We start from the raw sequence: 24,385 nt of genomic DNA on the forward strand, positions 1-24,385 counted from the left end.
TTCTCCAGAGACCAGAGCCTTATGATGTAAAGAAAAAGAAACCCACGTCTCAAAAGACGGGGTTTCTCGACAATCTGGGGATACCCGTTTTTGGGTATCCTTTTTTTAAGTTTGATGGAATAAGTGAATAAAGATTTTCAGCATCTCCCTCCCTATATGACGGTACAATTGTTGGGGATTATAAAACATAATGCTCTCCACGAGGTTATAAAATAAACCTGAATCAGTTGCACCAACCATCACGAAGAAAAATTTCCCTTTTGTAAACAGTTCTGAAATTCTCTTTAAATTTGATATAAACAATGTGTCGTTTGTTGTCGATATAGTATCTAATATAAAGAGAACTGAGGAGCGAATATATGAAATTTAACATTCGAACAAAATTGATATTGGGTTTTCTTGCAGTAATAATATTATTGATTGTCATTAGTACAACATCTATCTCAAAAATGAAAAATTTAGGCGACACTTCGATGGAAATAGATAGCCATTGGATGCCAAGTGTGACTATCCTGGGAACACTAAATGGCGATATATCTGATGTAGAGCGGATCTCATTAAACATTATTGTAGAACGTGACCCAGAGGAAATGGAGAAGGTTCAGGCCGAATATGATAAGGTTTTAAAAAAGGTTGAGGACGATCGAAAAATATACGAAAAATTAATTGCTACCCCTAAAGAACGTGAAATGTATGAAGAATTCTCCAAAAATTATACGGAGTATTTGGCTAAGTTGCCAGAAATGATTGAAGCGGGGAAAGCTAATGATTACACTCAATCAAGCATCCTTCATCAAGAGTCCTATAAGTTATGGTATAGTTCAAACGATATGATCAGTCAGCTCATTAAATTGAATGCAGATGGATCTAAACAGACTACGAAAGAAGCTGTTGACAACTTTATTTCAGGTAGACAACTGGTCATCGTTTTGAGTATAGCAGCCGTTATATTAGCATTGATCATGGCAATCATCATAGCCCAAATTATTTCTAAACCTATCTTGCGAATCAGTCGTGCTGCTGAAAGTATCGCATCGGGTGATCTTACAAGTGAAGCTATCATTGTGAAGGGCAAGGATGAGATCAGTACGTTGGCACATTCCTTCAATGTCATGGTTGAGAACCTTCGTGAACTGATTCAATCTGTGAGTAAGACGACTGAGTTGGTAACCACTTCCTCAGAAGAATTGACGGCCAGCGCAGAGCAAAATAGCCAAGCTTCTGCACAAATAACCGAAACGGTGCAAGAAGTAGCTACTGGAACAGGAGACCAGGTAGATATGGTGACGAAATCGTCCCAAGCTATTGAGGAAATGTCTATCGGTGTTGAGCAAATCGCCATCCGCGCGCAAAATGTATTCGCATCTGCGCAAGATGCGGCCCATAAATCTGCTGAAGGTAACCAGATGATTCAACAGGCAGTTACGCAGATGAATGCCGTGAATGATTCGATGAATGGATTGGCAGATCTCATGGCTGGATTGGGAGAGCGCTCAGACGAAATTGGCAAGATCATTGATGTTATCACCAATATTTCTAGTCAGACCAACCTTCTTGCCTTGAACGCTGCAATTGAAGCGGCCCGTGCAGGAGAACATGGTCGCGGATTTGCTGTAGTTGCAGGCGAAGTTCGCAAGTTGGCTGAACAATCGGCTCATTCTGCTCAACAAATTACGGAGCTTGTGGGATTGATTCAAAAGGATACTACCCATGCTATTGAGGCGGTAGCGTCCAACGGGAAGGATGTCATGACAGGTCGTGAAGTTGTACAAAATGCAGGCGCATCCTTTGAATTAATTCAGGAAACTGTAAATAAAGTGGCCAGTGAAATTGAAGAGGTTTCTGCCGGATCAGAACAAATGTCTGCAAGTACTGATGAGATTGTTGGTTTTGTCAGACAAATTTCAGCGATTGCTGAAGAAGCCGCAGCAGGGACACAACACGTATCTGCCGCAACTCAGGAACAGCTGGCATCTATGGAGGAAATTGCTTCTTCTGCAAGAAATCTGTCCCAAATGGCGGAAGACCTGCAAGGGCAAATTGGTAAATTCAAAGTATAATTCGTATACTGCTTTTTATGTTTCAGAGGAACTAGCTGCTCTATTGTGAGCGGCTTTTTTTCTATTTTTTATTAATATATTATGATTAAAGAGTGGAGATATGAGGAGCCTGTAATTGGAACGATATGATATAATGGTGTGAAATTCTTTGGGTTGGAGTGACATGATGGATAATAAGACTGAACTTAAAGCAAGTGAACTACGTCAGTTAGCGATAGACAAAATCATAGCTACACCATTTTTGAATGATTTTAAATATCTGAAAGGCAGAAAAGTTTTGAAAAAAGTAACCAAGGAATTTATATTTGAAATTAGTTTTGGTGCGACTAAATATGGTGCATTAAAAGTTTATATTATCGTAGAATCCAAAAGAATAAAAAAGAAGTATAATACTGACGCTTGTTTTCACAGTGAGTTGATTGCTCTTACCAAGAAATATACGGAAAACAGGGATTACCTTGTGTCCACAGAAGCTGAAAGAGAACGGGTGATCCAAGAGATTATTGAAGATATTTACACTTTCGCGTTGCCCTTTTTCAAGCGATTTGAACATGTAGAAACACTAGCAGAACAAGTACATAAGTCAGGCTTTTTACCGCACCGCAAACGCTTTGATAAGTTTAATCCGTTGACGAAAAGATTCATTGATTTTTATTATCAAGGGGAGTAATGTAGCCATCTGGGCCATTTTTATTCTCACCATTGGGCTATGATAAGGAGAACGATCTTCATAGAGGGGATATTATCGTTTTTCAAAAGGATGATGTACAATTTGTAAAACGGGTCAATGTACTCCTCAGGAAAAGATGATTTACCTAATATGCTCAGTTAGAGGCGAGTCGGATGTTGCACGGGAGGGTACGATTTTTATATGGAGACAATCGGATGAACAGCACAGAGGCTGTATACACGGGTATATTTCAATGGATAAAGCTATAGGCTAAGTCATCGCAATGAACGGGCTAGTGGTATTAACCCAATTAATTCTAAAGCAAAGGCGGGAATGAGAGCATGTGGAATAGTCTGACTTGGGTGTTCTTCGGCGTGTTGTTGGTGGCATTGGGTTGGATTGTTAAAGTAAGGCGTAGTCGCAGCAGCAACAAACAATTGAATGAACAGCGGGGCAGTAATGTCGTTGAATTTCGTCCTCGTAAGTCCGCTCGACAATCCCGTACCGGTAATGAATCTAAGTCTAAAGTGTCTTTCGGTCCACGCGCAAATACAAAATCAGCAGGTATTCAGGCCCAAACTGGATTTGGACTGTCTGACTCTATCCAGGGCACAGGCAAGCAAAAATGCTCCTTTTGTAAAAAAGAAGACAAATTAACCTTCTATGCGGATGACAATGGATCGCTGTATGGGGTATGCAAAGAGTGTAAGCATAAGGCGGAAAGACAGGATATGTTGCCACTTTAGTCTATACAGACGATTGAGGACCATCATTAAAGAATTCTTTTAATTAATAAAAACTCCCAACCGATGTAGTAAATTGGTTAGGAGTTTTTTGTTTGTATTTTACATTGTTATCTAATTTGCCTGTCAATTAGTTCCTCGAGTGCATCCGCTATGTGATCGGGTCCATAGGAGAGCTCTTCCCGGCTTAAACTCAACCAGGCATGACGCTCATCCATATCAAATGCAGTCTCAAGCCAACCAGATAACCCTCTGCCCCTGCGGTCTACTTCTACAAGCACATGCACACCCTCGGGTTCCAACTGCATAACCAGCTCCAGCTCCTCGATATCACGTGCATATTCTGATCCGGGCGTAAATTCAAATTCCTGTACGTACGGAACGCCGCGTCCCAGCTTAGGATGACGTTCGCAGGTGGAGGAGCGGAATCGGAAGCCCAACAGGTGAACCGCCTCAAACACTGTATTCATATAGGGATGTGGCTCGATTTTGAGTGAATCACGATCGGTCGGGTCCAAAGCCATGCCAATATCTAATGCTGTTTCCAGCCAGACGGGCTGTTTGGCGTGAGTAACAGGAGTTTCCAACGGCAATCTGAAGGAAAAAGGAATTTCAAGCTCCTGTCCTTGCTCTAGATGAAAGCCGTCAGATACCTTAATCCGTGCAATGCAGCAGGTGCTGATAGTTTTTTTATCATCGTGCTCCACGATATATTCTGTCTTGAGCTCGATGTCAATTTTGCCGATTTCCTGATCAATTTTGCCGCCTTTGATGCGCATGATGCCACTAAGTTCTTCCCCAGGCACATATACAGCTTGATCCACCAACGTATCGACTTTAGCTGAACCGATTCCTGCGCTTGCTAAGATTTTGTTAAAAAAACTCATTATTCCGTCCCCCCAGATAATCTCATGGTCATGATATACAAACGAAAACTAAAAACTTGTACAGCTTAACCGGATATACGGGGCAATGGTTCGATTCGTTCCAAAAAAATGCAAGAAAAAAGTTACTGGTACTCACGTAGGCATATTGCAGCTTGTCGATCTATCTGTCCACTAATCGCAGTTCACTTTATGAGGAGGTATAAAGCAATTTCGACAACGAGGCTCATAAGCCTCAGAGTCGCCGATCATCACAATAGGTCCCACAGTGGAAGGTTTACCATTTACCATACGTTGCGTAAATACTGCTTCCGAGCTACCGCATACAGCGCAAAAGGAAGTCAGCTTCTCGATGTCATCCGCCATGGCGAGCAGACCACCGACATAGCCGAACTCCTTGCCTCGATAATCCAGATTCAGCCCATCGGCAATTACATGCTTGCCGCAATAAGCTAGCTCTTGTACAAGCGACATAATATGACGACTGAAAAACTGGACTTCGTCAAAGGCAACCACGTCGGCATCTTTTGTTTCTTGCAAAATACGCTGAACGAGCTCATCTGTAAGTTTTCTTGGGATAGAGATAGCGGGTAGCCGATATCCGATCCGGCTTACTATTTCGTCCTCGGCATAGCGGTTATCTTCAGCGGGTTTGTAAGCGACCACTTTATGATGCCCGTATTGGATTAGTTTTTGACAGCGGCGAATCAATTCGCCGGATTTTTCACTGAACATGGGGCCTGTAATAATCGTAATTCGTCCTGTAGGCAAAGCGAATTCCCCTCTCTGTAACATGTACATAACACTGTAAATCTTCTTCTCCGAAAGAAAACGCCATTATAGATTACCATAACCAGCCGTATACAGACTAGAGAAAATATATTGATTTTCGACATGTTTTTGTATGTTCATTCCTAAAACGTAAATGTGGTCGTCATTGCTCTGCCGCCGCGGGCATGATATGGTGAAGCGTAGTGGAATGAAGGGAAGAGTGAAAGGCATGGACGAAAAAAATACGGATTATAGTGCCAAAAAAGGAGCATTACTGGAGCAAGGGCTGATCAGCCCGCAAGCTCTAGAACTCATCACTGAGCTGGAGACAGAGCTGAACTTTCTGCGCAAGCAAAATGAATCATTTCGCAAGGCGCTGCGAGCCAAATCAGCACAAAGTCCAAGGATGTCTACCAAATTACGAGATGCACTGTATGAATGATATGGAAAGATATCTGGATTAAAGGGTTAGCTTTTTTGTTGCCTATGCCTAAACGCTATATTTTGTACAGTGAAATAAAGAGAGTACAATAAGCTATATATAATCAATTGTTAATGGAGGAGAAACATGACTATACATTGTGATGTCGCTATTTTGGGTGGAGGAACCGGGGGGTATGTAGCAGCCATTCGTGCCGCCCAGCTAGGCAAAGAAGTGGTTATCATCGAAAAGGACAAGCTTGGCGGAACCTGTCTGCACCGTGGTTGCATTCCGAGTAAGGCCTTGCTACGCAGTGCGGAAGTATATGCCACGATTAAAGAAAGTGCACAATACGGTATCGAGACATCGGGAGCACAGCTTGTATTTCCCAAGGTTCAGGAACGTAAGGAAGCCGTTGTGGAACAACTGCATCAGGGCGTTCAATTTTTGATGCGTAAAAATAAAATTACGGTACTGAGCGGTAAGGGGCGCGTGATTGGTCCGTCTATATTTTCTCCAAAAAGCGGGGCAGTTGCCGTGGAACTAGAAGATGGTGAGATGGAAACGATTGTTCCTGCACATCTCATTATTGCAACAGGATCACGCCCGCGTGTGCTGTCCGGACTAGAGCCAGATGGCGAATTTATTCTGAGCAGTGACGAAGCGTTAACGATGGAGGAGCTACCAGCATCCCTGATTATCGTGGGCGGTGGTGTTATTGGCGTGGAGTGGGCTTCCATGCTAAATGATTTTGGCGTGGAGGTTACGGTGGTTGAAGCTGCGAATCGACTTATTCCCACGGAAGACGAAGACGTTTCGCGTGAAATGCAGCGCTTGTTAACCAAGCGTGGTGTCAAGGTGCTGACGGGTTCACAAGTGCTGGCTAAAACATACGGCAAAGATGAGGAAGGTGTGCAGATTGACGTGCAAAAAGGGGAAGAAACCGAAACCCTCAGCGCTACCAAACTGCTCATTTCTGTAGGGCGTCAGGCAAATGTGGAAAATATCGGGCTGGAAAATACGGATATCCGCGTAGAGCGTGGCTTCATCTCAGTTAATGAACATTTGCAGACGAATGAACCACATATTTACGCCATTGGGGATTGCATCGGCGGCTTACAACTGGCGCATGCAGCGAGCCATGAAGGCTTGCAGGCGGTTCATCATCTGGCGGGCGAAGATTTTCACAGTGTACCTAACCATCTGATTCCGCGGTGTATTTATACACGTCCTGAAGCCGCAAGCGTCGGCTTAACGGAGCAAGAAGCTCGCGAGCGTGGACATCAGGTGAAGACAGGGAAGTTCCCTTTTCAAGCTATCGGAAAATCGCTAGTATACGGCAGTCGGGACGGCTTCGTCAAAGTAGTGGCCGACGAGAAGACCAATGATATTCTCGGTGTACATATGATCGGTACGCATGTGACGGACCTGATCAGCGAGGCGGCTCTTGCGCAACTGCTGGATGCTACGCCGTGGGAAGTCGGACAGCTTATTCATCCGCATCCGACGTTGTCGGAGATTTTGGGAGAAGCGATGCTGGCCGTTGATGGACAGGCGATTGGCATATAAACGTTTCAAATAAATCGGTGCTTTTCTTTTTGGGGAGAAAAGGATTATAATGGGGTTAGTCAGAGTTTAGTACCAGGTTTTAAGACAAGATGGTACTAGGTACTGGAAGTAGGATGTTTGACACTTAAGGAGGTGCCTCAATGAGTTCTAAAGGCGCTGTAGACGCTGGCTTCAGACATGAACAGCTGGGACTTACTCACGGACAAGTTATTGATATGTACAGATATATGTTGCTTGCAAGAAGATTTGACGAGCGCAACATGCTCCTGCAACGGGCAGGGAAAATTAATTTCCACGTTTCCGGCATTGGACAGGAGGCGGCACAAGTAGGTGCAGCTTTCGGCCTTGACCGGGAAAAGGACTATTTTCTTCCCTATTATCGGGATTATGGATTCGTGCTTGCGGTAGGAATGACGCCGCGCGAACTGATGCTGTCGGCATTTGCTAAGGCAGATGATCCCAATAGCGGTGGTCGCCAGATGCCAGGACATTTTGGTAGTAAACGGCTGCGTATTGTGACAGGCTCCAGCCCAGTAACAACACAGGTTCCGCATGCAGTAGGTGTAGCTTTGGCTGCCAAAATGCAGAAAAAGGATTTTGTTTCGTTTGTTACGTTTGGAGAAGGCTCCAGCAATCAGGGAGATTTTCACGAAGGCTGTAACTTTGCTGGTGTACAAAAGCTGCCAGTCATCATTATGTGTGAGAACAATCAATATGCGATATCGGTTCCGATTCATAAGCAGTTGGCAGGCAAGGTAAGCGACCGTGCTTTGGGATATGGATTTCCAGGGATTCGAGTCGATGGTAATGATGCATTGGCGGTATATGCGGCGGTGAAGGAAGCACGCGAACGTGCTGTCCGCGGTGAAGGTCCTACGCTGATCGAAGCCATGATGTACCGACTGTCTCCTCACTCCACCTCGGATAATGATCTGGCTTACCGGACCAAGGAGGAAGTGGATGAGAACTGGGCCAAGGATGGCGTAGCCCGTATGAAAAGCTACTTGATCGAATGCGGCATTTGGGATGAGGCCAAGGATGCGGATCTGTCGGCTGAGCTGCTGCTCGAAGTCAAGGAAGCGATTGAATATGCAGATAAAGCGCCTTTTCCAAAGCCCGAAGATACGCTGCTGCATGTGTATGCAGATAGCGATGGGGAGGGCCGGTAACGATGGCGATTATGGAATATATTGATGCGATTCGTCTTGCCATGAAAGAAGAGATGGAGCAGGATGAAACGGTTTTTGTATTAGGTGAGGATGTTGGGGTGAAGGGCGGTGTATTTACAACGACAAAGGGGCTTATGGACCAATTCGGTGAGCAACGTGTCATGGATACGCCATTGGCTGAGTCGGCTATTGCCGGGGTTGCGATTGGTGCGGCCATGTACGGAATGAAGCCGATTGCCGAAATGCAATATTCGGACTTCATGCTTCCGGCGACCAATCAGATTATTAGTGAAGCTGCTAAAATCCGCTACCGCTCTAACAACGATTGGAACTGTCCTGTGGTAATCCGCGCGCCAATCGGTGGTGGGATCTTTGGCGGTTTGTATCACTCTCAGTGTCCAGAATCGATCTTTTTTGGTACGCCGGGTTTGAAAATTGTTGCTCCATTTACCCCTTATGACGCAAAAGGATTGCTGAAAGCAGCCATTCGTGACCCTGATCCGGTGCTGTTTTTTGAAAATAAAAAATCCTACAAGCTGATCAAGGGTGAAGTGCCTGAGGATGATTATATCGTTCCGATTGGCAAGGCTAATCTATTACGTGAGGGTGACGATATTACGGTCATCGGTTATAGCCAGCCTTTGCATTTTGTCATGCAGGCTGCTGAGGAATTGGAGAAGGAAGAGGGCATTACCGCACATGTTGTGGATTTGCGCACACTCCAACCGCTGGACCGCGAAGCCATTGTTGAGGCTGCACGACATACAGGTAAGGTATTAATCGTGCATGAGGACAACAAAACGGGCGGCATCGGTGCCGAGGTATCGGCTATTATTAATGAGGAGTGTCTGTTCGAGCTGGATGCGCCGATTGAGCGTCTATGTGCTCCTGATGTACCAGCCATGCCGATCAGTCCACCGATGGAGAAGTTTTATATGTTAAACAAGGATAAAGTTAAGGAAGCCATGCGCCGTCTTGCAATGTATTAATATAGGGCAGATTGGACGAAAGCATTCCAAAAGTATAGCGGGGGTAGCGGTAAAACGCGCCCTCCTATGATGTTAAGGAGTTGAAAAAATGTCAGACCAAACACAATGGAACGACGTGACCATGCCACAATTGGCAGAATCGCTCGTATCGGCGACAATTGCCAAATGGCTCAAACAACCTGGTGAAACGGTAGAGCAATTCGAGCCGATTTGCGAGGTTATTACAGATAAAGTGAATGCAGAAATCCCATCCACGTTGGACGGCATTATGGGTGATCTGTTGGCAGAGGAAGGTCAGACAGTAGCGGTAGGAGAGTTGATTTGCCGTATCCAGACGAAGTCGGCTGCACCTGCGGCGGCATCAGGGGCGACACCTGTTGCACCAGCATCTCAAAGCACCGTACAAACACAATCTCAGCAGGGTGCTGGATCGGATCAGTCCATGAGAGGACGTTTTTCCCCAGCGGTGCAAACCCTGGCTGCTGAGCATAATGTGGACTTAAGCCAAGTATCAGGCACGGGCATGGGGGGAAGAATTACCCGCAAAGACGTGCTGAATTATGTGCAGCAGGGCGGTTCTGCTCCTACTGGAGTATCTGGACAGCCGACTGCGACGACATCAGGACAAGGGTCTCCTTTTGCAGGAAGACAGCAGTCTGCCACTCAGTACAGTACACCGATTCAAAATATGGACCCTGCTATTCCGGTTCGTAACAGTGGGATTCATTTGACGGAGGCTCCAAAAGCTCCTGTGATCGAAGTTGAAGGTGGCAACAACAACAGATCCGAGTATTTTATTGATGTTACACCCATTCGCAGTGCAATTGCTCGTAATATGCGACAAAGCGTTTCCGAAATTCCACATGCTTGGACGACGATTGAGGTGGATGTGACCAACCTGGTGATGCTCCGCAACAAGATCAAAAACGAATTTAAGCAAAAAGAAGGCATTAATATTACGTATCTAGCTTTCCTCATGAAAGCAGTCGTGAATGCAATCAAGGAATATCCGATTATGAATTCGGTCTGGGCAGTGGACAAAATTATCGTCAAAAGAGACATCAATATTTCGCTAGCCGTAGGTACGGAGGACTCCGTTCTTACCCCTGTTATTAAAAAAGCGGATCAGAAAAATATTGCTGGATTAGCTCGTGAAATTGACGATTTGGCACGTAAAACCCGGGAAGGCACGCTCAAACTGGACGACATGCAAGGCGGAACGTTCACTGTAAACAACACAGGCTCCTTTGGTTCAATTTTATCTTATCCGGTGATTAATTATCCGCAGGCTGCAATTCTTACCTTTGAATCCATTGTCAAAAGACCCGTGGTTATTGATGATATGATTGCGGTTCGCTCGATGGCTAATTTGTGCTTGTCGCTGGATCATCGCATTTTGGACGGAGTGATTTGCGGACGATTCTTGCAACGGGTTAAAGAAAATCTAGAAGGCTACACTTTAGATACGAAGCTGTACTAATCATCCGAACAGTGGGGGAAATGTACGGAGAGGAAGTGACAGGCCGTGAACAGACGACCGCTTGATGTAACCTATACGAATAGGATGGAATATGCCCATGCATGGGATGTCCAGAAGGAGATCGTGGGAAAGCTGGATGCAGGAGAGGCAAGAGAAACGCTTATGCTTCTCCAGCATCCGCCGACCTATACGATTGGTTCTCAGCGGCATCCTGAACATTTGCTCCTCACACCAGAGCAGCTGAAGGAGCAGGGAATCAGCGTCTTTCAGATTGACCGTGGGGGAGACATTACATATCATGGGCCGGGGCAGCTTGTCGGATACCCTCTACTTATGCTCGGCAACCGGGAGGCGTTGAATCTGCACGGATACCTTCGAAGTCTGGAAGAAGTGATCATCCGGTTGTTGGCATCTTATGGAGTTGAAGGAAGCCGTAAGCCTGAATATACGGGGGTATGGATCGGGAATCTTAAAATTGCGGCCATTGGCGTCAAATTCAACAAGTGTAAGCACCGTCGGGGCTTCGTAACCAGCCATGGCTTTGCCTTTAACATCAAATCAGGGATACAGCATGAGGGCTTTGAGGGTATTGTCCCGTGCGGAATTCAGGAATACGGTGTGACATCATTGGAGGACTGCATACAGAAGCCTATATCGGTGGAGCAGATTGCGAAGGAAATTGTACCGTACTTTGAACAGCAATTTTCATTTGTTGCGCAATGGCAAACGCATTCTTTCCAATAAAGTAAGGCGGGCTATTGTGTATCTACACGGAAGCCCGCCTGTTTGCTTTACGTAACAGCTCGTCCACTTCAAGGCTTCAATAGTGCCTTAGAGCAGCCGGATACCTTGAGCGGTAATTTATTATAGTGGCATAATAAACGGCTCAATTACCATGAACAGCGTAGAACCAATCATAGCTGCGAGCATAATGTAGACGAAAAAACGAACCCATTTTTTGTTCGACATGTGTAACTCCTTTAGGATAGGTTTAAGTCATAGATAAGAACATCTATCCGTATTGTAGCGTAATCGGGAAAGAGAGGAAAGTTTAATGACAGTAAAAGTAGTAAAAGACCGAATCGTACAGGAATTTATGGAACTCGTACAGGTGGATAGCGAAACGAAAAATGAGCAGGAAATATCACGTGTTCTAAAAGAAAAGTTTAATGCACTCGGGCTGGAAGTAATGGAAGACGATTCTCGTGAAAGAACCGGACATGGTTCAGGCAATCTGATCGTCACCTGGAAAGCGGAAGGTGTGGAGCAAGCACCCAAATTGTTTTTTACCTGCCACATGGATACCGTTACTCCGGGTAAAGGCATTAAGCCGCAGTTGGGTGAGGATGGCTGGATTCGTAGTGACGGTTCAACGATTCTGGGGTCTGACGACAAGGCGGGAATTGCTGCTTTGTTCGAGGCGATTCGTGTCGTGCGCGAGCAGAATATTCCCCATGGTCAAATCCAGTTCGTGATTACGGCTGGCGAGGAATCTGGATTAATGGGTGCACGGGCGATGAAGCCGGAAGTGCTAGATTCTGATTTCGGATATGCTTTGGATTCAAATGGTGAGGTCGGCTCTATTTGTATAGCTGCCCCAACGCAGGCACGTATTGAAATGAAGATAACTGGGAAGTCCGCTCATGCGGGGGTAAATCCCGAAGATGGCATTAGTGCCATTCAGGTCGCTTCTAAAGCAATTTCTAAAATGAAACTAGGACGGATTGATAAGGAAACGACCGCTAACATTGGCAGTTTCGAGGGCGGCGGTGCGACAAATGTGGTCTGCGATTTTGTATTGATCCGTGCAGAGGCACGTAGTATTGTGCAAGAAAAGGTTAATCATCAAATCCAGCATATGCGTGAAGCACTGGAAACCACCACACGTGAATTTGGTGCACAGGGAGAGTTCCGCAGTGAAGTCATCTATCCGGCATTCAGCTTTACGGAGCATGATGAAGTTGTACAGGTTGCTCAGCGTGCGATTCAAAGACTGGGACTGGCAACGCCAACCTTCCATTCCGGTGGTGGCTCAGATGCTAATGTATTCAACGGGCTTGGAATTCCAACGGTGAATTTGGCTGTGGGCTACCAGAACATCCATACAACAGAGGAAAAGATTAAGGCTGATGACCTGGTGAAGGTTGCTGAAGTTGTCGTAGCTCTGATTCAAGAAACCACAAAATAAATTTGTATTATACACTTGCAACATACTGAAAAAAGGTTCAGGTTAAAGACAGGAACAGCGTTCCTTCGTCTTTAGACCTGAACCTTTTTTGGAACAGCTAGCGAAGCGATGGTGGCTGTAGGTCCATGTTCCTTTTGCCATTGACGCAAGAGTGCTTGAATCTGCCAGGCTTTACCAACGATATGGAGGGTGCTTTCAGTACAGTAGCTTTTCATTTCTGCATCTCCTCAGGACAGGAAGTTTGTTATTCTACCACCAGCATATGTACAAAGTGGACAAGTTAGACTAACTTTGGTGATAATTAATAAAGAAAGATAGATATGAAGGAGGAAACTTACCGATGAACGAGCAAACGAACGGACAATTGAACAATCCAACAAACGATGCACATCGCAAGCCTTATTCCAATCCTGCGCTGGAGGAAAAGACCGTGTCAACACAGCCTATCTTTGAGGGAAAGGTCATTACATTACAGGTAGACACGGTAGAGCTTCCCGACGGCTCCACTGGCAAGCGAGAGATCGTAAAGCATCCAGGTGCGGTGGCTGTTTTGGCTCTACATGAAGGGAAAATGCTGGTCGTGGACCAGTACAGACAGGCGATGGGGCGCTGTGAGGTAGAAATTCCTGCAGGTAAGCTAGAGCGGGGTGAAGACCCGATGGAAGCAGCGGGGCGTGAGCTGAGAGAAGAGACAGGTTATACTGCTAAGTCGTTGAAGCTGCTGCACTCCTTTTATACCTCTCCTGGCTTTGCGGATGAAATCATTCATCTGTATGTGGCCGAAGAACTGGAGTTAGGTGAGATGGAACCGGATGAGGATGAATTTCTGGAGCTGTTTGAGGTGACGCTGGAAGAAGCACAGACGCTCATTCATGAAGGACGGATAAGTGATGCTAAAACGATTCTGGCCGTCTATGCATGGCAACTCCGCCAACTTACAGGGAGCTTCTAAGCGTATGGATGAAAATATAGTAGAACTTAACGACTACTTTGCAGACTTGCATATTCATATTGGCAGAACAGAGAAGGGAAATCCGGTCAAAATTAGTGGCAGTCGCGATCTGACCTTTGCCAACATAGCTAAGGAAGCCTCCGGTCGCAAAGGAATTGGGCTGATCGGTATCATTGACTGCCATGCACCTAATGTACAGGAGGATATTCGTACCTATTTACATACGGGTGAAATGAAGGAAATCAGCGGCGGAGGTATCGCATACCGGGATACGGTCATTCTCCTTGGCACGGAGCTGGAAATACGTGCTGAAGGTCGTCCTGAGGCGCACGTACTGGCCTATTTTCCAGATCTGGCGGCGATGGAGGATTTTACCCAATGGCTGGCTCGGCATATGAAAAATGTTAATCTCAGCTCACAACGAATCTATGCACCGCCACGCGAGTTGCAGCAGCAAATTTACGGACGTGGAGGCATTATGGTGCCTGCGCACGTCTTTACTCCTCATAAGGGCATATACGGCAGTTCAGCGGCTCGTATGGAAGAACTGCTGGATATGGAGCTCATTAGTGGGGTGGAGCTGGGGCTGAGCGCAGATTCATCTATGGCCGGTTTGATTTCGGAACTGGATCGCTTCAGCTTTCTCACGAATTCAGATGCCCATTCACTTGGGAAAATCGGACGAGAATACAATAAATTATCACTGGCAAAGCCGTGTTTTGATGAATTCAGAATGGCTTTGGAGCGGCGGGAAGGACGACAGGTGCGTGTCAACTACGGATTAAATCCGAAACTGGGCAAATACCATCGTTCTTACTGTCAAAGCTGCGGTACGATTATTGACGAGCAACAGATGGCGGATGAACGTTGCCCTGACTGTGGTCATACCAAGCTTGTGCGAGGTGTGTTGGATCGAATATGGAGCATTGCCGACCGTGAGCAACCCATGATTCCGCCCCATCGTCCGCCGTACATTTACCAGATTCCACTGGAGTTTATTCCAGGTCTGGGCAAAGCCAAGCTGAACCAGCTATTGGCTGCATTTGGAACAGAAATGAATATTTTACATGAGGTTACACAGGAGGAGTTAGCAGCAGTCGTCGGAAAAGTGCTGGCAGAGCAAATTGTGCTTTCACGCGAGGGGCGACTGTCGCTTGTATCCGGTGGTGGTGGAACATACGGCAAAATAGCTAAGTCCTAGTAAAGTCTTGTCCCTCTAAAGGCATATCAGCGTCTGCTTGTTCATAACCATAAATTATCTATGCCGCTGGCCTGGCACATCATTCGTGATGTTTGATCTGCAGCGAAAGCTACCCCATTTCTAGCCATCAGCCGTCGGATTACGGTTGTTTTTTGGACAAACAAGCAGATGAAAGGGGCAGGACGCCGATGCAATGGTTTCGTCATACGTTAAAGGATCAGACGCCGTATTATGTTTTCTTGGCTGTGCTGTTTCTGGTGGGAGTCGTCTTTGGCGCACTTATGGTAAACGCGCTCTCGCTGGAGCAGTTACAGGATTTGTCCCGTTACCTGAAGGATTTTTTTGTAACGGTCAATCAAAACGAACAGGGCTTCGCTGATTCGCAGGCGGCCTCGACCTTTTGGGATAGCGTATCTTTACATCTGAAATGGGTCGGCCTAATTTGGGTGTGTGGCCTTTCGGTTATTGGTCTACCGGGCATTCTTGTATTGAATTTCCTCAAGGGTGTGCTAATCGGATTTTCAGTAGGTTATATGGTGGGGCAATATTCGTGGAAAGGACTGCTATTTTCTTTGGTTTCAGTTGCTCCCCATAACCTGCTCGTGATTCCGGTACTGCTCGTCTGCAGCGTGGCTGCGATGACTTTTTCCATCCATATGATCAAAACCAAAATACTCGCTACCCGGCCGTCAGACGGAATGCTGCGTCCGTTGCTGTCTTACGCAGGATTGACTGCTGTGATGATGGTGCTTCTTATTGGTAGCGCGTCCTTTGAAACTTGGATCACCCCGGTTATGATGCAATGGGTCACTCCTATGCTGACAGCTTCCGTGTCATCTTAATCCGTTTCAAAATGTTTGACTTTATTTGTATAGACCCCCTATAATAATAGGAGTGAAAAAAGTGCAGTAGGCAGTAGCTTTGCAGGGGGAGGGAGACACATGGAAGCACGGATCGAAAAAATTAAGCAGCAACTACAATCCCAGGGCTACAAACTAACGCCTCAGCGGGAAGCCACCGTCAGAGTTTTACTTGAGAACGAAGATGATCATCTGAGTGCGGAAGATGTATTTATGCTCGTCAAAGAGAAAGCTCCCGAAATCGGTCTGGCAACCGTATACCGTACCCTAGAACTGCTAAGTGAACTGCATGTCGTGGAGAAAATTAATTTTGGTGATGGCGTTGCGCGTTATGATTTGCGCGGCGATACAACCAAACATCACCATCACCATTTGATATGTGTGCAGTGTGGCAGTGTAGATGAAATACTGGAAGATTGGCTTGGACCATTGGAGGAGCGCCTGGAACGGGAATATAATTTTACCGTAGTGGATCATCGTTTGGACTTCCACGGTATTTGTTATCGTTGTAAGGCGAAGAACGATACGACCGCTCAGAAATCTTTGGGCAAATCCAAAAAAAACAAATCTCAGGACTAAAAGCTGACTACCCAAGCTCTCACCGACGAAGATGCGTTCGGGAGAGCTTTTTTGGTTCGGGATCTGTTGTTCGGGATTAAGCGGTATAAAAAGGAATAGCTTGTCATACCCTTCCATAGAGAGTCCTAATTAGGGCCATATTCTGGGGAAAAGGCGGCTGATTCACATGGTACTATCGTTGCGGAGAGGACTAAAATGGCTGCGTTTGGTAATCTTGTTCGGGGTGCTGGCATGTATGCTCTTTTTTAGCCTCAGGCTCTTTACAGATTGGATAACACCTGTAGATCATTACCGAATACCGGAAGGACATGCAGTTAAGGTATTTGGCGGACAAAAAGTAAATGAAGGGTCCGAGCATCGAATAGCAGTGTTGGAACGTTTACGTTTCTTTTACTGGTATGGTGAATAGTCTAAGTAATCGGTCTTGATGAGCTTATGAAATGAAGGCAGCACACGAAGAAGCAGACGCTGAGACTGAACCGCTGTATGCAGAACAAGGAGACTTTTGGAACTCATGAAAATGTACATTCAACCTTTCGCTCAATATATGGAAGAGGAAAAGGGTTTGTCGCGCAGCACTTTGGAAGCGTATCAACGAGACGTACAGCAGTTTGTCGAGTTCGCAGAAAGCTGTGGTATTGAGCAGCCGGATAATGTCCAACGGTCACATCTGGTACTGTATTTGGGCCATTTGAAGGAACAGGGAAAAGCTGCGGCGACGATATCACGTAGCGTCGCCTCCATTCGCTCCTTTTTTCATTTTCTTATTCGGGAGGGAATTACGATCCATGATCCGTCCGTTCTGCTGGAGTTGCCTAAAGCGACTAAAAAGAAGCCCTCGGTGCTAACGCAGGATGAGGTAGAGCGTTTGCTGGCCGCGCCAGATGTGACTGTCCCGCAAGGGGGGCGAGACAAGGCGATGCTGGAGTTGTTATATGCGACGGGCATTCGCGTATCGGAGCTGATTGCCCTTAACGTGCGTGATGTGCGCACCGATCTGCGCTTTGTGCACTGTGGCGGCGAGGCAGGCAAGGAGCGTGTTGTACCGATCAGCCGTGAGGCATCACAGTGGGCACAAGCCTACATGGATGAGCAGCGTCTATTATTGCTGAGATCCGGGCAGGGTGAAGAAGCTCAGGTAGAGCAGGAAGCCATGTTCCTGAACGTATCTGGACAGCGTCTCAGTAGACAGGGCTTCTGGAAAATGATTAAGAAGTATGGCCAGGAAGCAGGCATAAGCGAGGATATCACGCCCCACACGCTGCGGCATTCCTTTGCGGTACATATGCTGGAGGGCGGAGCGGACTTACGCTCTGTACAGGAAATGCTGGGTCATGCTGATCTGTCAACGACGCAGGTATATGCGCAGACGGCCAGACGGAATATGAAGGAAGTATATGAGAAGCATCACCCGCACGGCGGCAACCGCACTTCTCATGAAAGCAAAGATCGAACGTAACGATACTTTACTTTCATAGAAAATGTGATAATGACTATAACTTTACGATTGTACAAGTCAGGAGAGATACTAATGTCAACAGCCAACCAAGCTACAATTCAGGAAGCAGCAGAATATATCCGTGCCAAAAGCGGAATACGTCCAGAGATTGGTCTTATTCTGGGATCGGGTCTCGGTATTCTGGCCGATTTAATTCAGGATGGAATTAGTATTCCTTATCAGGATATTCCCCATTTTCCTGTATCGACAGTAGAAGGTCATGAGGGAGAATTACTGTTAGGCACAATTGAAGGTCGCGCTGTCGTCATGATGAAAGGGCGCTTCCATATGTATGAGGGCTATGGCCCGCAACTGACGGCTTTCCCAGTTCGGGTGATGAAGCAATTGGGGATTCAAAGTCTGCTGGTGACGAATGCAGCAGGTGGTGTAAATACTTCCTACGAAGCAGGCGATCTGATGGTCATCTCGGATCATCTTAATCTGACAGGACAAAATCCGCTGATCGGACCGAACGATGCCGGTCTGGGCGTTCGTTTTCCAGACATGTCGGAGGCGTACAGCCGCCGCTTGCGTGAAATTGCTAAGCAAACGGCTAACCAACAGGGCTTCAGCCTGCAAGAAGGTGTATATGCTGGATTGCTGGGCCCTAACTATGAAACGCCTGCTGAAATCGTTATGCTGCGTACACTGGGCGCAGATGCGGTGGGTATGTCGACCGTATCTGAGGTTATTGTAGCCCGTCATGCAGGTATTGAGGTACTGGGCTTCTCCTGTATCACGAATATGGCCGCAGGCATTCTGGATCAACCTTTGTCCCATGGTGAAGTGATGGAGACGGCAGAGAAGGTACGTGAGCAATTTTTAAAACTTGTGCTAGCGATTATTCCACAAATGTAGATTGGGGATCATGTTCAACCGAAGCGGTGGACATATATCCCAAGAACCCCGTATCCGAACGCCTTTTGTTGGCGTGGGTACGGGGTTCTTTTTCACATACAGCGGTTGAGCTGAGTATGATCTCCTAATGAAGAGGCTGTGTGCTCAATGCAGTTGAATTCGCTTTTTCTGCTACAGCCAGTTTATGTCGTTCTTGCACCTTGATCACAATAACCATAAAAATAATCCAGTAAATAGATAGCGAGTTCAGGAAACGGCTGTCCGTTATATTATTCAATACGATAAAAAGGAAAAAAACCGCTGCCGTTAGCCATGTATACATATCTGCTTTACCAATTCTGAATTTAAATAAAGTGGTTATGGCGAGTGTAATGGTTGCCAGTAGTCCTGTAAGGCCCACATCGATCCACAGATCTCGGAAACCGCTATGGCTGCTTGTCAGATCAAATCGAATTCCATTCGCATAGATACTGGGCCGGGCTGCCCAGTAGGAGCCGTAACCATGTCCGAACCAGTAATGGCTCTGAATAGCACCACCAATCCCCTGCCAGATTTCCGTTCTTCCAGTTAAGGTCGTTGTTTTTCCAAATTCCGACGCAATCGCATCTCCATAAGTAAAGATGAATACCAAACCCAAAAGAACGAACAAGCAGGAACAGCTAATGAAGAAACCACGTAATGCAATGCTTCGGATTCTCTTGAATAGCAATATAAACAAAATAAATACGAAGAGCGAAGATGTCAGCACCAAAGAGGTGGTAGATTGGCACTCGATGAGCAATAAGGCATTGAGTAAGATGAAGCCAATATGCAAAACTTTATGTTTACCCCTGAAAAAGTAAATAACATGTGAAACAAAACTTAACAGAGAGAGAGTTCCAAGTGTATTTTTATGACCAGAGATGCCCTTCCATAGCCCAGTATGTTCTACGCCACCATGAATAGCAAAGGAGGGAACGAGCAAAACGGCGAGTAGATTGAGGATGCTCAAAATACTTAACGTAACGACTAAGAGGCGAATGCAGCCCTGTGTTGTATAATGGGTGACCAAATAGAGCCCAAAGGTAGAGAAGGCAAGAAATTTGAGAACCATCAGCAAGGAAGAGGTCTGCTCTTGTTCAGCCCATAAACAGGAGGCAGCGATGTACAGCATGAGTAAAGTCAGCAACGGATTGTCGACTAAGGTTGCGATCAATGACTTGAGTGAAGGTAGTAGCATGGTATAGCTGAACAACAGAATAAGCAGGGAAATCGTGATAACTCTGGGGGACAAACCCTGACAAGCATAAGGAATCGAAAAAGCCAGTAAACCAGCTACGGTAAGTACATGTTTCACGATTTCACCACCTAGATACATTATGTATCTATAATATACAAAACGTATCTTCTTGTACAATAATAATAAAATATTTATTTTCATTTTTCTCAAGCCTAGAGCAAGCCCTATTGTGCATATACTCAGTCCATGCTAAGAAAATGAAGAATTCTTCGGCTTGGTTGAAAAGGAACTTTTTACGTTTTTAAACCTGGGGGTGTTCGGGTGGCGGATCATTTTACAGACCGTTTGAAGTTGAATTTGAGTGGTACAGGCAAAGACTTAACGCCGCAGCAATTAAATGAAAATTTTAAAACCATTGAAAAAGAATTCATTGAACGCAGTGTAAACGTAAGTTGGTTTGGAGCTGCTGGTGATGGTATTCAGGATGACACGGCAGCTTTGCAGGAGTTGATTAATAAGACCCCCGATTATTCCATTCTTCACATCCCCAGTGGACGGTACAAAATAACCTCTACCCTACAGATTCGCAAGCAGGGTGTGCGCATTTTTGGCATTCATAAGGGCAGATACCGACAAGGCAAAGGTGTTACGTCGATTGAATATTATGGTACGGGTCCTTGTTTTCAAATTGGAGATGAAAGTCTACCATCGTTTAGCGGATTTCAAAATGTGCAGTTTCATGACTTATCGATCCGGTACGAGGGGGCTGACAGATCCACATTAAATAATCCGTTTTCGCAGTCAGTGAAGCGTGGATATTATGGCAAAGGTACTTTAGGTATTCAGGATTGGAAGGGCGGCGGAGTTGCCCTAGATAACGTCCTAATTGAGCATTTTGAAACGGCTTTTTGGGGCTACGAAAGTGATGTGAATTTATTTAAATGCACGGAGATTAATTACAATAAAACAGGGATTCACTTACAGAATAGAAGTTCACAGTTTACTAGCATAGCGCTTTTTACATTGGGGAACGATACGGCATTGGATCTGAACAGCTCCAACGGAGCCAGATTTTTGGCTAGCCAGCACATTAAGGATGGAAGTTCCAATGATATTCCCATTCTAATTAATGATTTTATGAACGCTGAATTTATAGGCTGCTGGTTTGAGGGACTAAGCAGAGAGCATAAGATGACAGTGCCTTCTTTTATTCAAATTGGTGCTACCAAAGAAACGAAAAATGTGGCCTTGCGTGACTCCATTTTAGCGATAGCGGACAAATTCGATGACACCCAATCCGTATGTAACTATTTTGTGGATGTGGTCATTGGCAAAAAAGTTTTGGTGGACGAGGTGGGAGGGTATCCCCGTAATCTAAAGCAGCTTATTTCTTTCTCTGGCAGCTCTTCCACACAGCAGGTGACACTTCGCTCACATTTGGATTTTAGCTATAGCAATAATCGTTATGACGAGAACAATGGGACAGGGCAGGCTTTGCTGCTGGTCGAGAAATACTCGAACAACGGAATTGAGCATTTGGACGAAACCTTTGTTAAAGCCTACCTGGGAGCAAGGCAAAATCTCCCCGCAGGTAGCTGGCAGAAGGTAAAGTTCAATCAAATCAACCATGATGAGCTGATTGAATTCGACGCGGCGAATAGCCGATGGCGAGCCAAGCGAGCTGGGAAATTCAGAATACAAGTCTACATTTCGACCGATCCTCAAGTGGATGGTAATCGCACACGGCTGGCACTTCACCTGAATGATGAGCAGCTTGCCGGGAGCTCCGCCTATGCCTATCTCGATGATAGGGTTATCGGCGGACTGAACTATAGTGCATTGAGTGGAGCAATGGAACTTAGGCTGGAAGCGAATTCTTTTATTGATATACGGGTGTTTAGTCAAAATACAATGGATATTTTACCGGGTGGCGGTATCACATATCTCACCGTAAGCCGAATTTAAACCATTATTTCACAGACGATAGATGTTCTGTCGTTTTATATATTGGAAAATGCGCACCATGCTGACTCAGCTTGGTGCTATTTGATGTTTTTATCCATATGGAATATTTTTCTTTCATTCTGACGACAATGGTTAGCAGCACGCGAATAGACCGGAGAGATCAGTAAATGGGCTCCGGTGCTTTACGCCAATATGTTGAGGAGGGAACCGATTGTGAAGAAAAAAGTGGTGGCGTTCATCCTGGCTTGCCTTATAGCCTTGACTGCCGTCCCTGTCGGCGGTTGGGCCGAAGAAAGCATACCTGAAAGCAAAACCAAAGAGGGATCAGCGGCTGAGCTAGCTCCCCAGGCTCTCTCGGCGATCCTGATGGATGCAGATACGGGCACAGTCATCTATGAAAAAAACAGTCGTGAAAAGCTTCCTCCAGCGAGCATCACCAAGATTATGACGATGTTGCTGACCATGGAGGCCATTCAGGATGGCAAGCTTAAGCTGACCGATAAAGTTCGTGCCAGCGAATATGCATCTTCAATGGGGGGCTCGCAAATTTTCTTGGAGCCGGGAGAAGAAATGACGGTCGATGAGATGCTGAAGGGAATCGCGATGGCTTCCGGCAACGACGCTTCTGTGGCGATGGCTGAGAAAATTGCAGGGTCTGAGCAGGTTTTTGTCGACATGATGAACGCCAAGGTGCAGCAGCTCGGGCTCAAGGATACGCATTTTGCCAATTGCAACGGTTTACCCGTAGAAAATCACTATTCTTCTGCGCATGATATTGCGGTTATGAGCCGGGAGTTGTTGAAATACCCGCAAATTACGAAATATACGGGAGCCTATCAGGACTATTTGCGCAAATCCTCAGTCAAACCCTTTTGGCTGGTGAATACGAATAAACTTGTCCGTTTCTATACTGGAGCAGACGGGCTGAAAACAGGCTATACGGGAGAAGCAAAGTTCTGTCTTTCCGCTACTGCGAAGCGTGATGGCTTGCGCGTCGTAGCTGTCGTGCTTGGGGAGCCGAATACGAAGATACGCAACAATGAAGTATCTTCCATGTTCGACTATGCGTTTTCTCAATATACAATGAAATCCATATACAAGCCGGGTGAATTGCTGGGCAGCGTAAAAGTTGAAAAAGGCGTATTGCCAGAGCTGAAAATTCAGGCTGATCGTTCCTACAGCGTGCTGGTGAAAAAAGGTGGCAACAAACAAACGTTGCGTCATGAATTACAACTGGCCCCAAGCCTCAAAGCTCCTGTCCGGGCTGGTGACCCAATCGGTAAGCTGGTCGTCTATCAGGATGGACAACGTCTTAAGGAGTTTAATATCATTTCGCCTGTGGCTATCGAAAAGGCCGGATGGTGGAAATTGTTTAAACGTACCATGTCGAACCTATTTTCTTTGTAGATTTTACGGGGTTTTCTTCTAGTTTTGTCGGAGGGCAGGAATCGTCTGCGGCTACGTAGAAATCCTTGTCCAAGACCGGGAGGAGAGTGAGTAAGCATGAACCTGCAAATTGAAATGGAGCATCACCGGGGGGTACTGATTGTAAGGCTGTCTGGTGAGCTTGATCACCATACGTCGGACATGGTCCGTATGCAAATGGATGAGGCGATTCAGCGTCGGCAATGCGAGCATATTGTGCTCAGCCTGAAGAATCTTCAGTTTATGGATAGCTCCGGCCTTGGCGTTATCTTGGGACGGTACAAATTGATCAAGCAAAAGGGCGGGAAAATGGCAGTCTGTGATGTCAATCCGCCAGTACACCGACTGCTGGATATGTCCGGGCTGTTCAAAATCATGCCCATATATGACAACGAGGGAAATGCGCTCACGGAACTGGAGGTAGTGTCATGAGAGAAGGCACGGGTAACAATTTCATGAGCTTGCAGTTTGCTGCCAAATCGGAGAATGAAGCATTTGCTCGTGTGGCTGTCGCGGCATTTATTTCTAGGCTTGATCCCACAATGGATGAGCTAAGTGATTTGAAAACCGTGGTGTCTGAAGCGGTGACAAACAGCATTATTCACGGTTATGACAGCGACCCGTCAGGTGTCGTAACGATCAAAGTCAGGATTGAAGCGGACGTGATTACGTTGGTTGTTGAGGACGCAGGCCGAGGAATTGAAGATCTGGAACTTGCCAAGCAACCTCTATATACGTCCAAACCTGAATTGGAACGCTCCGGCATGGGCTTTACGATTATGGAAAATTTCATGGATGAGTTTGAAGCAGTCAGTGAGCCGGGCGGAGGCACGTCGGTCCGGATGAAGAAAAGGATTGAATCCAAGAAAGCTTTATATAATTAG

The 24,385-nt window shown here is 46.0% G+C and carries 26 protein-coding genes; 21 read left to right on the forward strand and 5 right to left on the reverse strand.

Annotated elements, in window-relative coordinates:
* Positions 1-359 precede the first annotated feature (359 nt).
* The 3 genes from NLX78_RS20965 (at position 360) to NLX78_RS20975 (ending at position 3,476) form a co-directional block, all read left to right on the forward strand.
* Positions 360-2,060 (forward strand): methyl-accepting chemotaxis protein, encoded by a 1,701-nt coding sequence (locus tag NLX78_RS20965; protein WP_061829254.1) that lies wholly within the window; start codon positions 360-362, stop codon positions 2,058-2,060.
* Between the two features lie 148 nt (positions 2,061-2,208).
* Positions 2,209-2,730 (forward strand): hypothetical protein, encoded by a 522-nt coding sequence (locus NLX78_RS20970; protein ID WP_237166259.1) that lies wholly within the window; start codon positions 2,209-2,211, stop codon positions 2,728-2,730.
* A gap of 341 nt (positions 2,731-3,071) precedes the next feature.
* On the forward strand, positions 3,072-3,476 hold the full coding sequence (locus NLX78_RS20975) for a hypothetical protein (RefSeq protein ID WP_069289845.1): 405 nt from the start codon (positions 3,072-3,074) through the stop codon (positions 3,474-3,476).
* A 107-nt stretch (positions 3,477-3,583) separates the two neighbouring features.
* Here the strand turns inward: NLX78_RS20975 and NLX78_RS20980 are convergent, their stop codons facing one another.
* Together NLX78_RS20980 and NLX78_RS20985 are read right to left on the reverse strand one after the other, a co-directional pair.
* Positions 3,584-4,360 carry a sporulation protein gene (locus tag NLX78_RS20980; protein ID WP_039270969.1) on the reverse strand — a complete coding sequence of 259 codons (777 nt, stop codon included), beginning with the start codon at positions 4,358-4,360 and terminating at the stop codon, positions 3,584-3,586.
* 171 nt (positions 4,361-4,531) lie between these two features.
* Positions 4,532-5,128 carry a thymidine kinase gene (locus tag NLX78_RS20985; protein ID WP_367988583.1) on the reverse strand — a complete coding sequence of 199 codons (597 nt, stop codon included), beginning with the start codon at positions 5,126-5,128 and terminating at the stop codon, positions 4,532-4,534.
* Positions 5,129-5,336: 208 nt separating this feature from the next.
* Between NLX78_RS20985 and NLX78_RS20990 the strand changes: the two genes are divergently transcribed.
* The 6 genes from NLX78_RS20990 (at position 5,337) to lipB (ending at position 11,500) form a co-directional block, all read left to right on the forward strand.
* Entirely contained in the window at positions 5,337-5,570 is a 234-nt protein-coding gene (locus tag NLX78_RS20990; RefSeq protein WP_013310799.1) for a hypothetical protein, read from the forward strand.
* Between the two features lie 126 nt (positions 5,571-5,696).
* Positions 5,697-7,118 (forward strand): dihydrolipoyl dehydrogenase, encoded by a 1,422-nt coding sequence (lpdA, locus tag NLX78_RS20995; protein ID WP_209947339.1) that lies wholly within the window; start codon positions 5,697-5,699, stop codon positions 7,116-7,118.
* 140 nt (positions 7,119-7,258) lie between these two features.
* Positions 7,259-8,287, forward strand: coding sequence for a thiamine pyrophosphate-dependent dehydrogenase E1 component subunit alpha (locus NLX78_RS21000; RefSeq protein WP_025723034.1), 1,029 nt, complete (start codon positions 7,259-7,261; stop codon positions 8,285-8,287).
* A gap of 2 nt (positions 8,288-8,289) precedes the next feature.
* Entirely contained in the window at positions 8,290-9,276 is a 987-nt protein-coding gene (locus NLX78_RS21005; protein WP_039270974.1) for an alpha-ketoacid dehydrogenase subunit beta, read from the forward strand.
* Positions 9,277-9,364: 88 nt separating this feature from the next.
* Positions 9,365-10,756: a dihydrolipoamide acetyltransferase family protein gene (locus tag NLX78_RS21010; RefSeq protein ID WP_254351435.1), complete on the forward strand. Its 1,392-nt coding sequence runs from the start codon at positions 9,365-9,367 to the stop codon at positions 10,754-10,756.
* Positions 10,757-10,801: 45 nt separating this feature from the next.
* The gene (gene lipB, locus NLX78_RS21015; RefSeq protein WP_039270978.1) at positions 10,802-11,500 is read left to right on the forward strand and encodes a lipoyl(octanoyl) transferase LipB; all 699 of its coding nucleotides are present in this window, start codon (positions 10,802-10,804) and stop codon (positions 11,498-11,500) included.
* 120 nt (positions 11,501-11,620) lie between these two features.
* On the opposite strand, the gene prli42 is transcribed toward lipB, so the two are convergent.
* Entirely contained in the window at positions 11,621-11,725 is a 105-nt protein-coding gene (prli42, locus tag NLX78_RS21020) for a stressosome-associated protein Prli42 (protein WP_023989226.1), read from the reverse strand.
* 85 nt (positions 11,726-11,810) lie between these two features.
* Between prli42 and NLX78_RS21025 the strand changes: the two genes are divergently transcribed.
* Positions 11,811-12,944, forward strand: coding sequence for a tripeptidase T (locus NLX78_RS21025; protein ID WP_039270980.1), 1,134 nt, complete (start codon positions 11,811-11,813; stop codon positions 12,942-12,944).
* A 71-nt stretch (positions 12,945-13,015) separates the two neighbouring features.
* Here NLX78_RS21025 and mciZ read toward each other — a convergent pair whose 3' ends face one another.
* A complete protein-coding gene (gene mciZ, locus NLX78_RS21030) occupies positions 13,016-13,159 on the reverse strand; it encodes a Z-ring formation inhibitor MciZ (protein WP_250261079.1) in 144 nt (47 codons plus the stop codon).
* 125 nt (positions 13,160-13,284) lie between these two features.
* On the opposite strand from mciZ, the gene NLX78_RS21035 reads away from it, so the two are divergent.
* The 7 genes from NLX78_RS21035 to NLX78_RS21065 all read left to right on the forward strand — a co-directional run bounded on the left by NLX78_RS21035 (position 13,285) and on the right by NLX78_RS21065 (position 18,892).
* A complete protein-coding gene (locus tag NLX78_RS21035) occupies positions 13,285-13,896 on the forward strand; it encodes an NUDIX domain-containing protein (protein ID WP_039270981.1) in 612 nt (203 codons plus the stop codon).
* Positions 13,897-13,900: 4 nt separating this feature from the next.
* On the forward strand, positions 13,901-15,097 hold the full coding sequence (locus NLX78_RS21040) for an endonuclease Q family protein (RefSeq protein WP_254351436.1): 1,197 nt from the start codon (positions 13,901-13,903) through the stop codon (positions 15,095-15,097).
* A 188-nt stretch (positions 15,098-15,285) separates the two neighbouring features.
* Complete coding sequence (spoIIM, locus tag NLX78_RS21045) at positions 15,286-15,939, forward strand: stage II sporulation protein M (protein ID WP_023989222.1); 654 nt, start codon at positions 15,286-15,288, stop codon at positions 15,937-15,939.
* Positions 15,940-16,038: 99 nt separating this feature from the next.
* Positions 16,039-16,536: a ferric iron uptake transcriptional regulator gene (gene fur, locus NLX78_RS21050; RefSeq protein ID WP_039270985.1), complete on the forward strand. Its 498-nt coding sequence runs from the start codon at positions 16,039-16,041 to the stop codon at positions 16,534-16,536.
* Between the two features lie 166 nt (positions 16,537-16,702).
* Positions 16,703-16,945, forward strand: a complete 243-nt coding sequence (locus NLX78_RS21055; RefSeq protein ID WP_069289838.1) for a YqzK family protein — start codon at positions 16,703-16,705, stop codon at positions 16,943-16,945.
* A 105-nt stretch (positions 16,946-17,050) separates the two neighbouring features.
* A complete protein-coding gene (gene xerD, locus NLX78_RS21060; protein ID WP_039270986.1) occupies positions 17,051-17,995 on the forward strand; it encodes a site-specific tyrosine recombinase XerD in 945 nt (314 codons plus the stop codon).
* A 72-nt stretch (positions 17,996-18,067) separates the two neighbouring features.
* Positions 18,068-18,892 carry a purine-nucleoside phosphorylase gene (locus NLX78_RS21065; protein ID WP_209947348.1) on the forward strand — a complete coding sequence of 275 codons (825 nt, stop codon included), beginning with the start codon at positions 18,068-18,070 and terminating at the stop codon, positions 18,890-18,892.
* A gap of 124 nt (positions 18,893-19,016) precedes the next feature.
* On the opposite strand, the gene NLX78_RS21070 is transcribed toward NLX78_RS21065, so the two are convergent.
* Positions 19,017-20,228, reverse strand: coding sequence for an O-antigen ligase family protein (locus tag NLX78_RS21070; RefSeq protein WP_039270991.1), 1,212 nt, complete (start codon positions 20,226-20,228; stop codon positions 19,017-19,019).
* 204 nt (positions 20,229-20,432) lie between these two features.
* On the opposite strand from NLX78_RS21070, the gene NLX78_RS21075 reads away from it, so the two are divergent.
* The 4 genes from NLX78_RS21075 to spoIIAB all read left to right on the forward strand — a co-directional run bounded on the left by NLX78_RS21075 (position 20,433) and on the right by spoIIAB (position 24,385).
* Positions 20,433-22,076 carry a glycoside hydrolase family 55 protein gene (locus tag NLX78_RS21075; protein ID WP_254351437.1) on the forward strand — a complete coding sequence of 548 codons (1,644 nt, stop codon included), beginning with the start codon at positions 20,433-20,435 and terminating at the stop codon, positions 22,074-22,076.
* 213 nt (positions 22,077-22,289) lie between these two features.
* Entirely contained in the window at positions 22,290-23,483 is a 1,194-nt protein-coding gene (locus tag NLX78_RS21080; RefSeq protein WP_250268720.1) for a D-alanyl-D-alanine carboxypeptidase family protein, read from the forward strand.
* A 96-nt stretch (positions 23,484-23,579) separates the two neighbouring features.
* Positions 23,580-23,933, forward strand: a complete 354-nt coding sequence (spoIIAA, locus tag NLX78_RS21085; protein ID WP_013310782.1) for an anti-sigma F factor antagonist — start codon at positions 23,580-23,582, stop codon at positions 23,931-23,933.
* Complete coding sequence (spoIIAB, locus tag NLX78_RS21090; protein WP_039270996.1) at positions 23,930-24,385, forward strand: anti-sigma F factor; 456 nt, start codon at positions 23,930-23,932, stop codon at positions 24,383-24,385. The genes spoIIAA and spoIIAB overlap by 4 nt, the downstream gene beginning before the upstream one ends.

It is taken from the genome of Paenibacillus sp. Lou8.1, assembly GCF_024213565.1.
GTDB lineage: Bacteria > Bacillota > Bacilli > Paenibacillales > Paenibacillaceae > Paenibacillus > Paenibacillus polymyxa_B.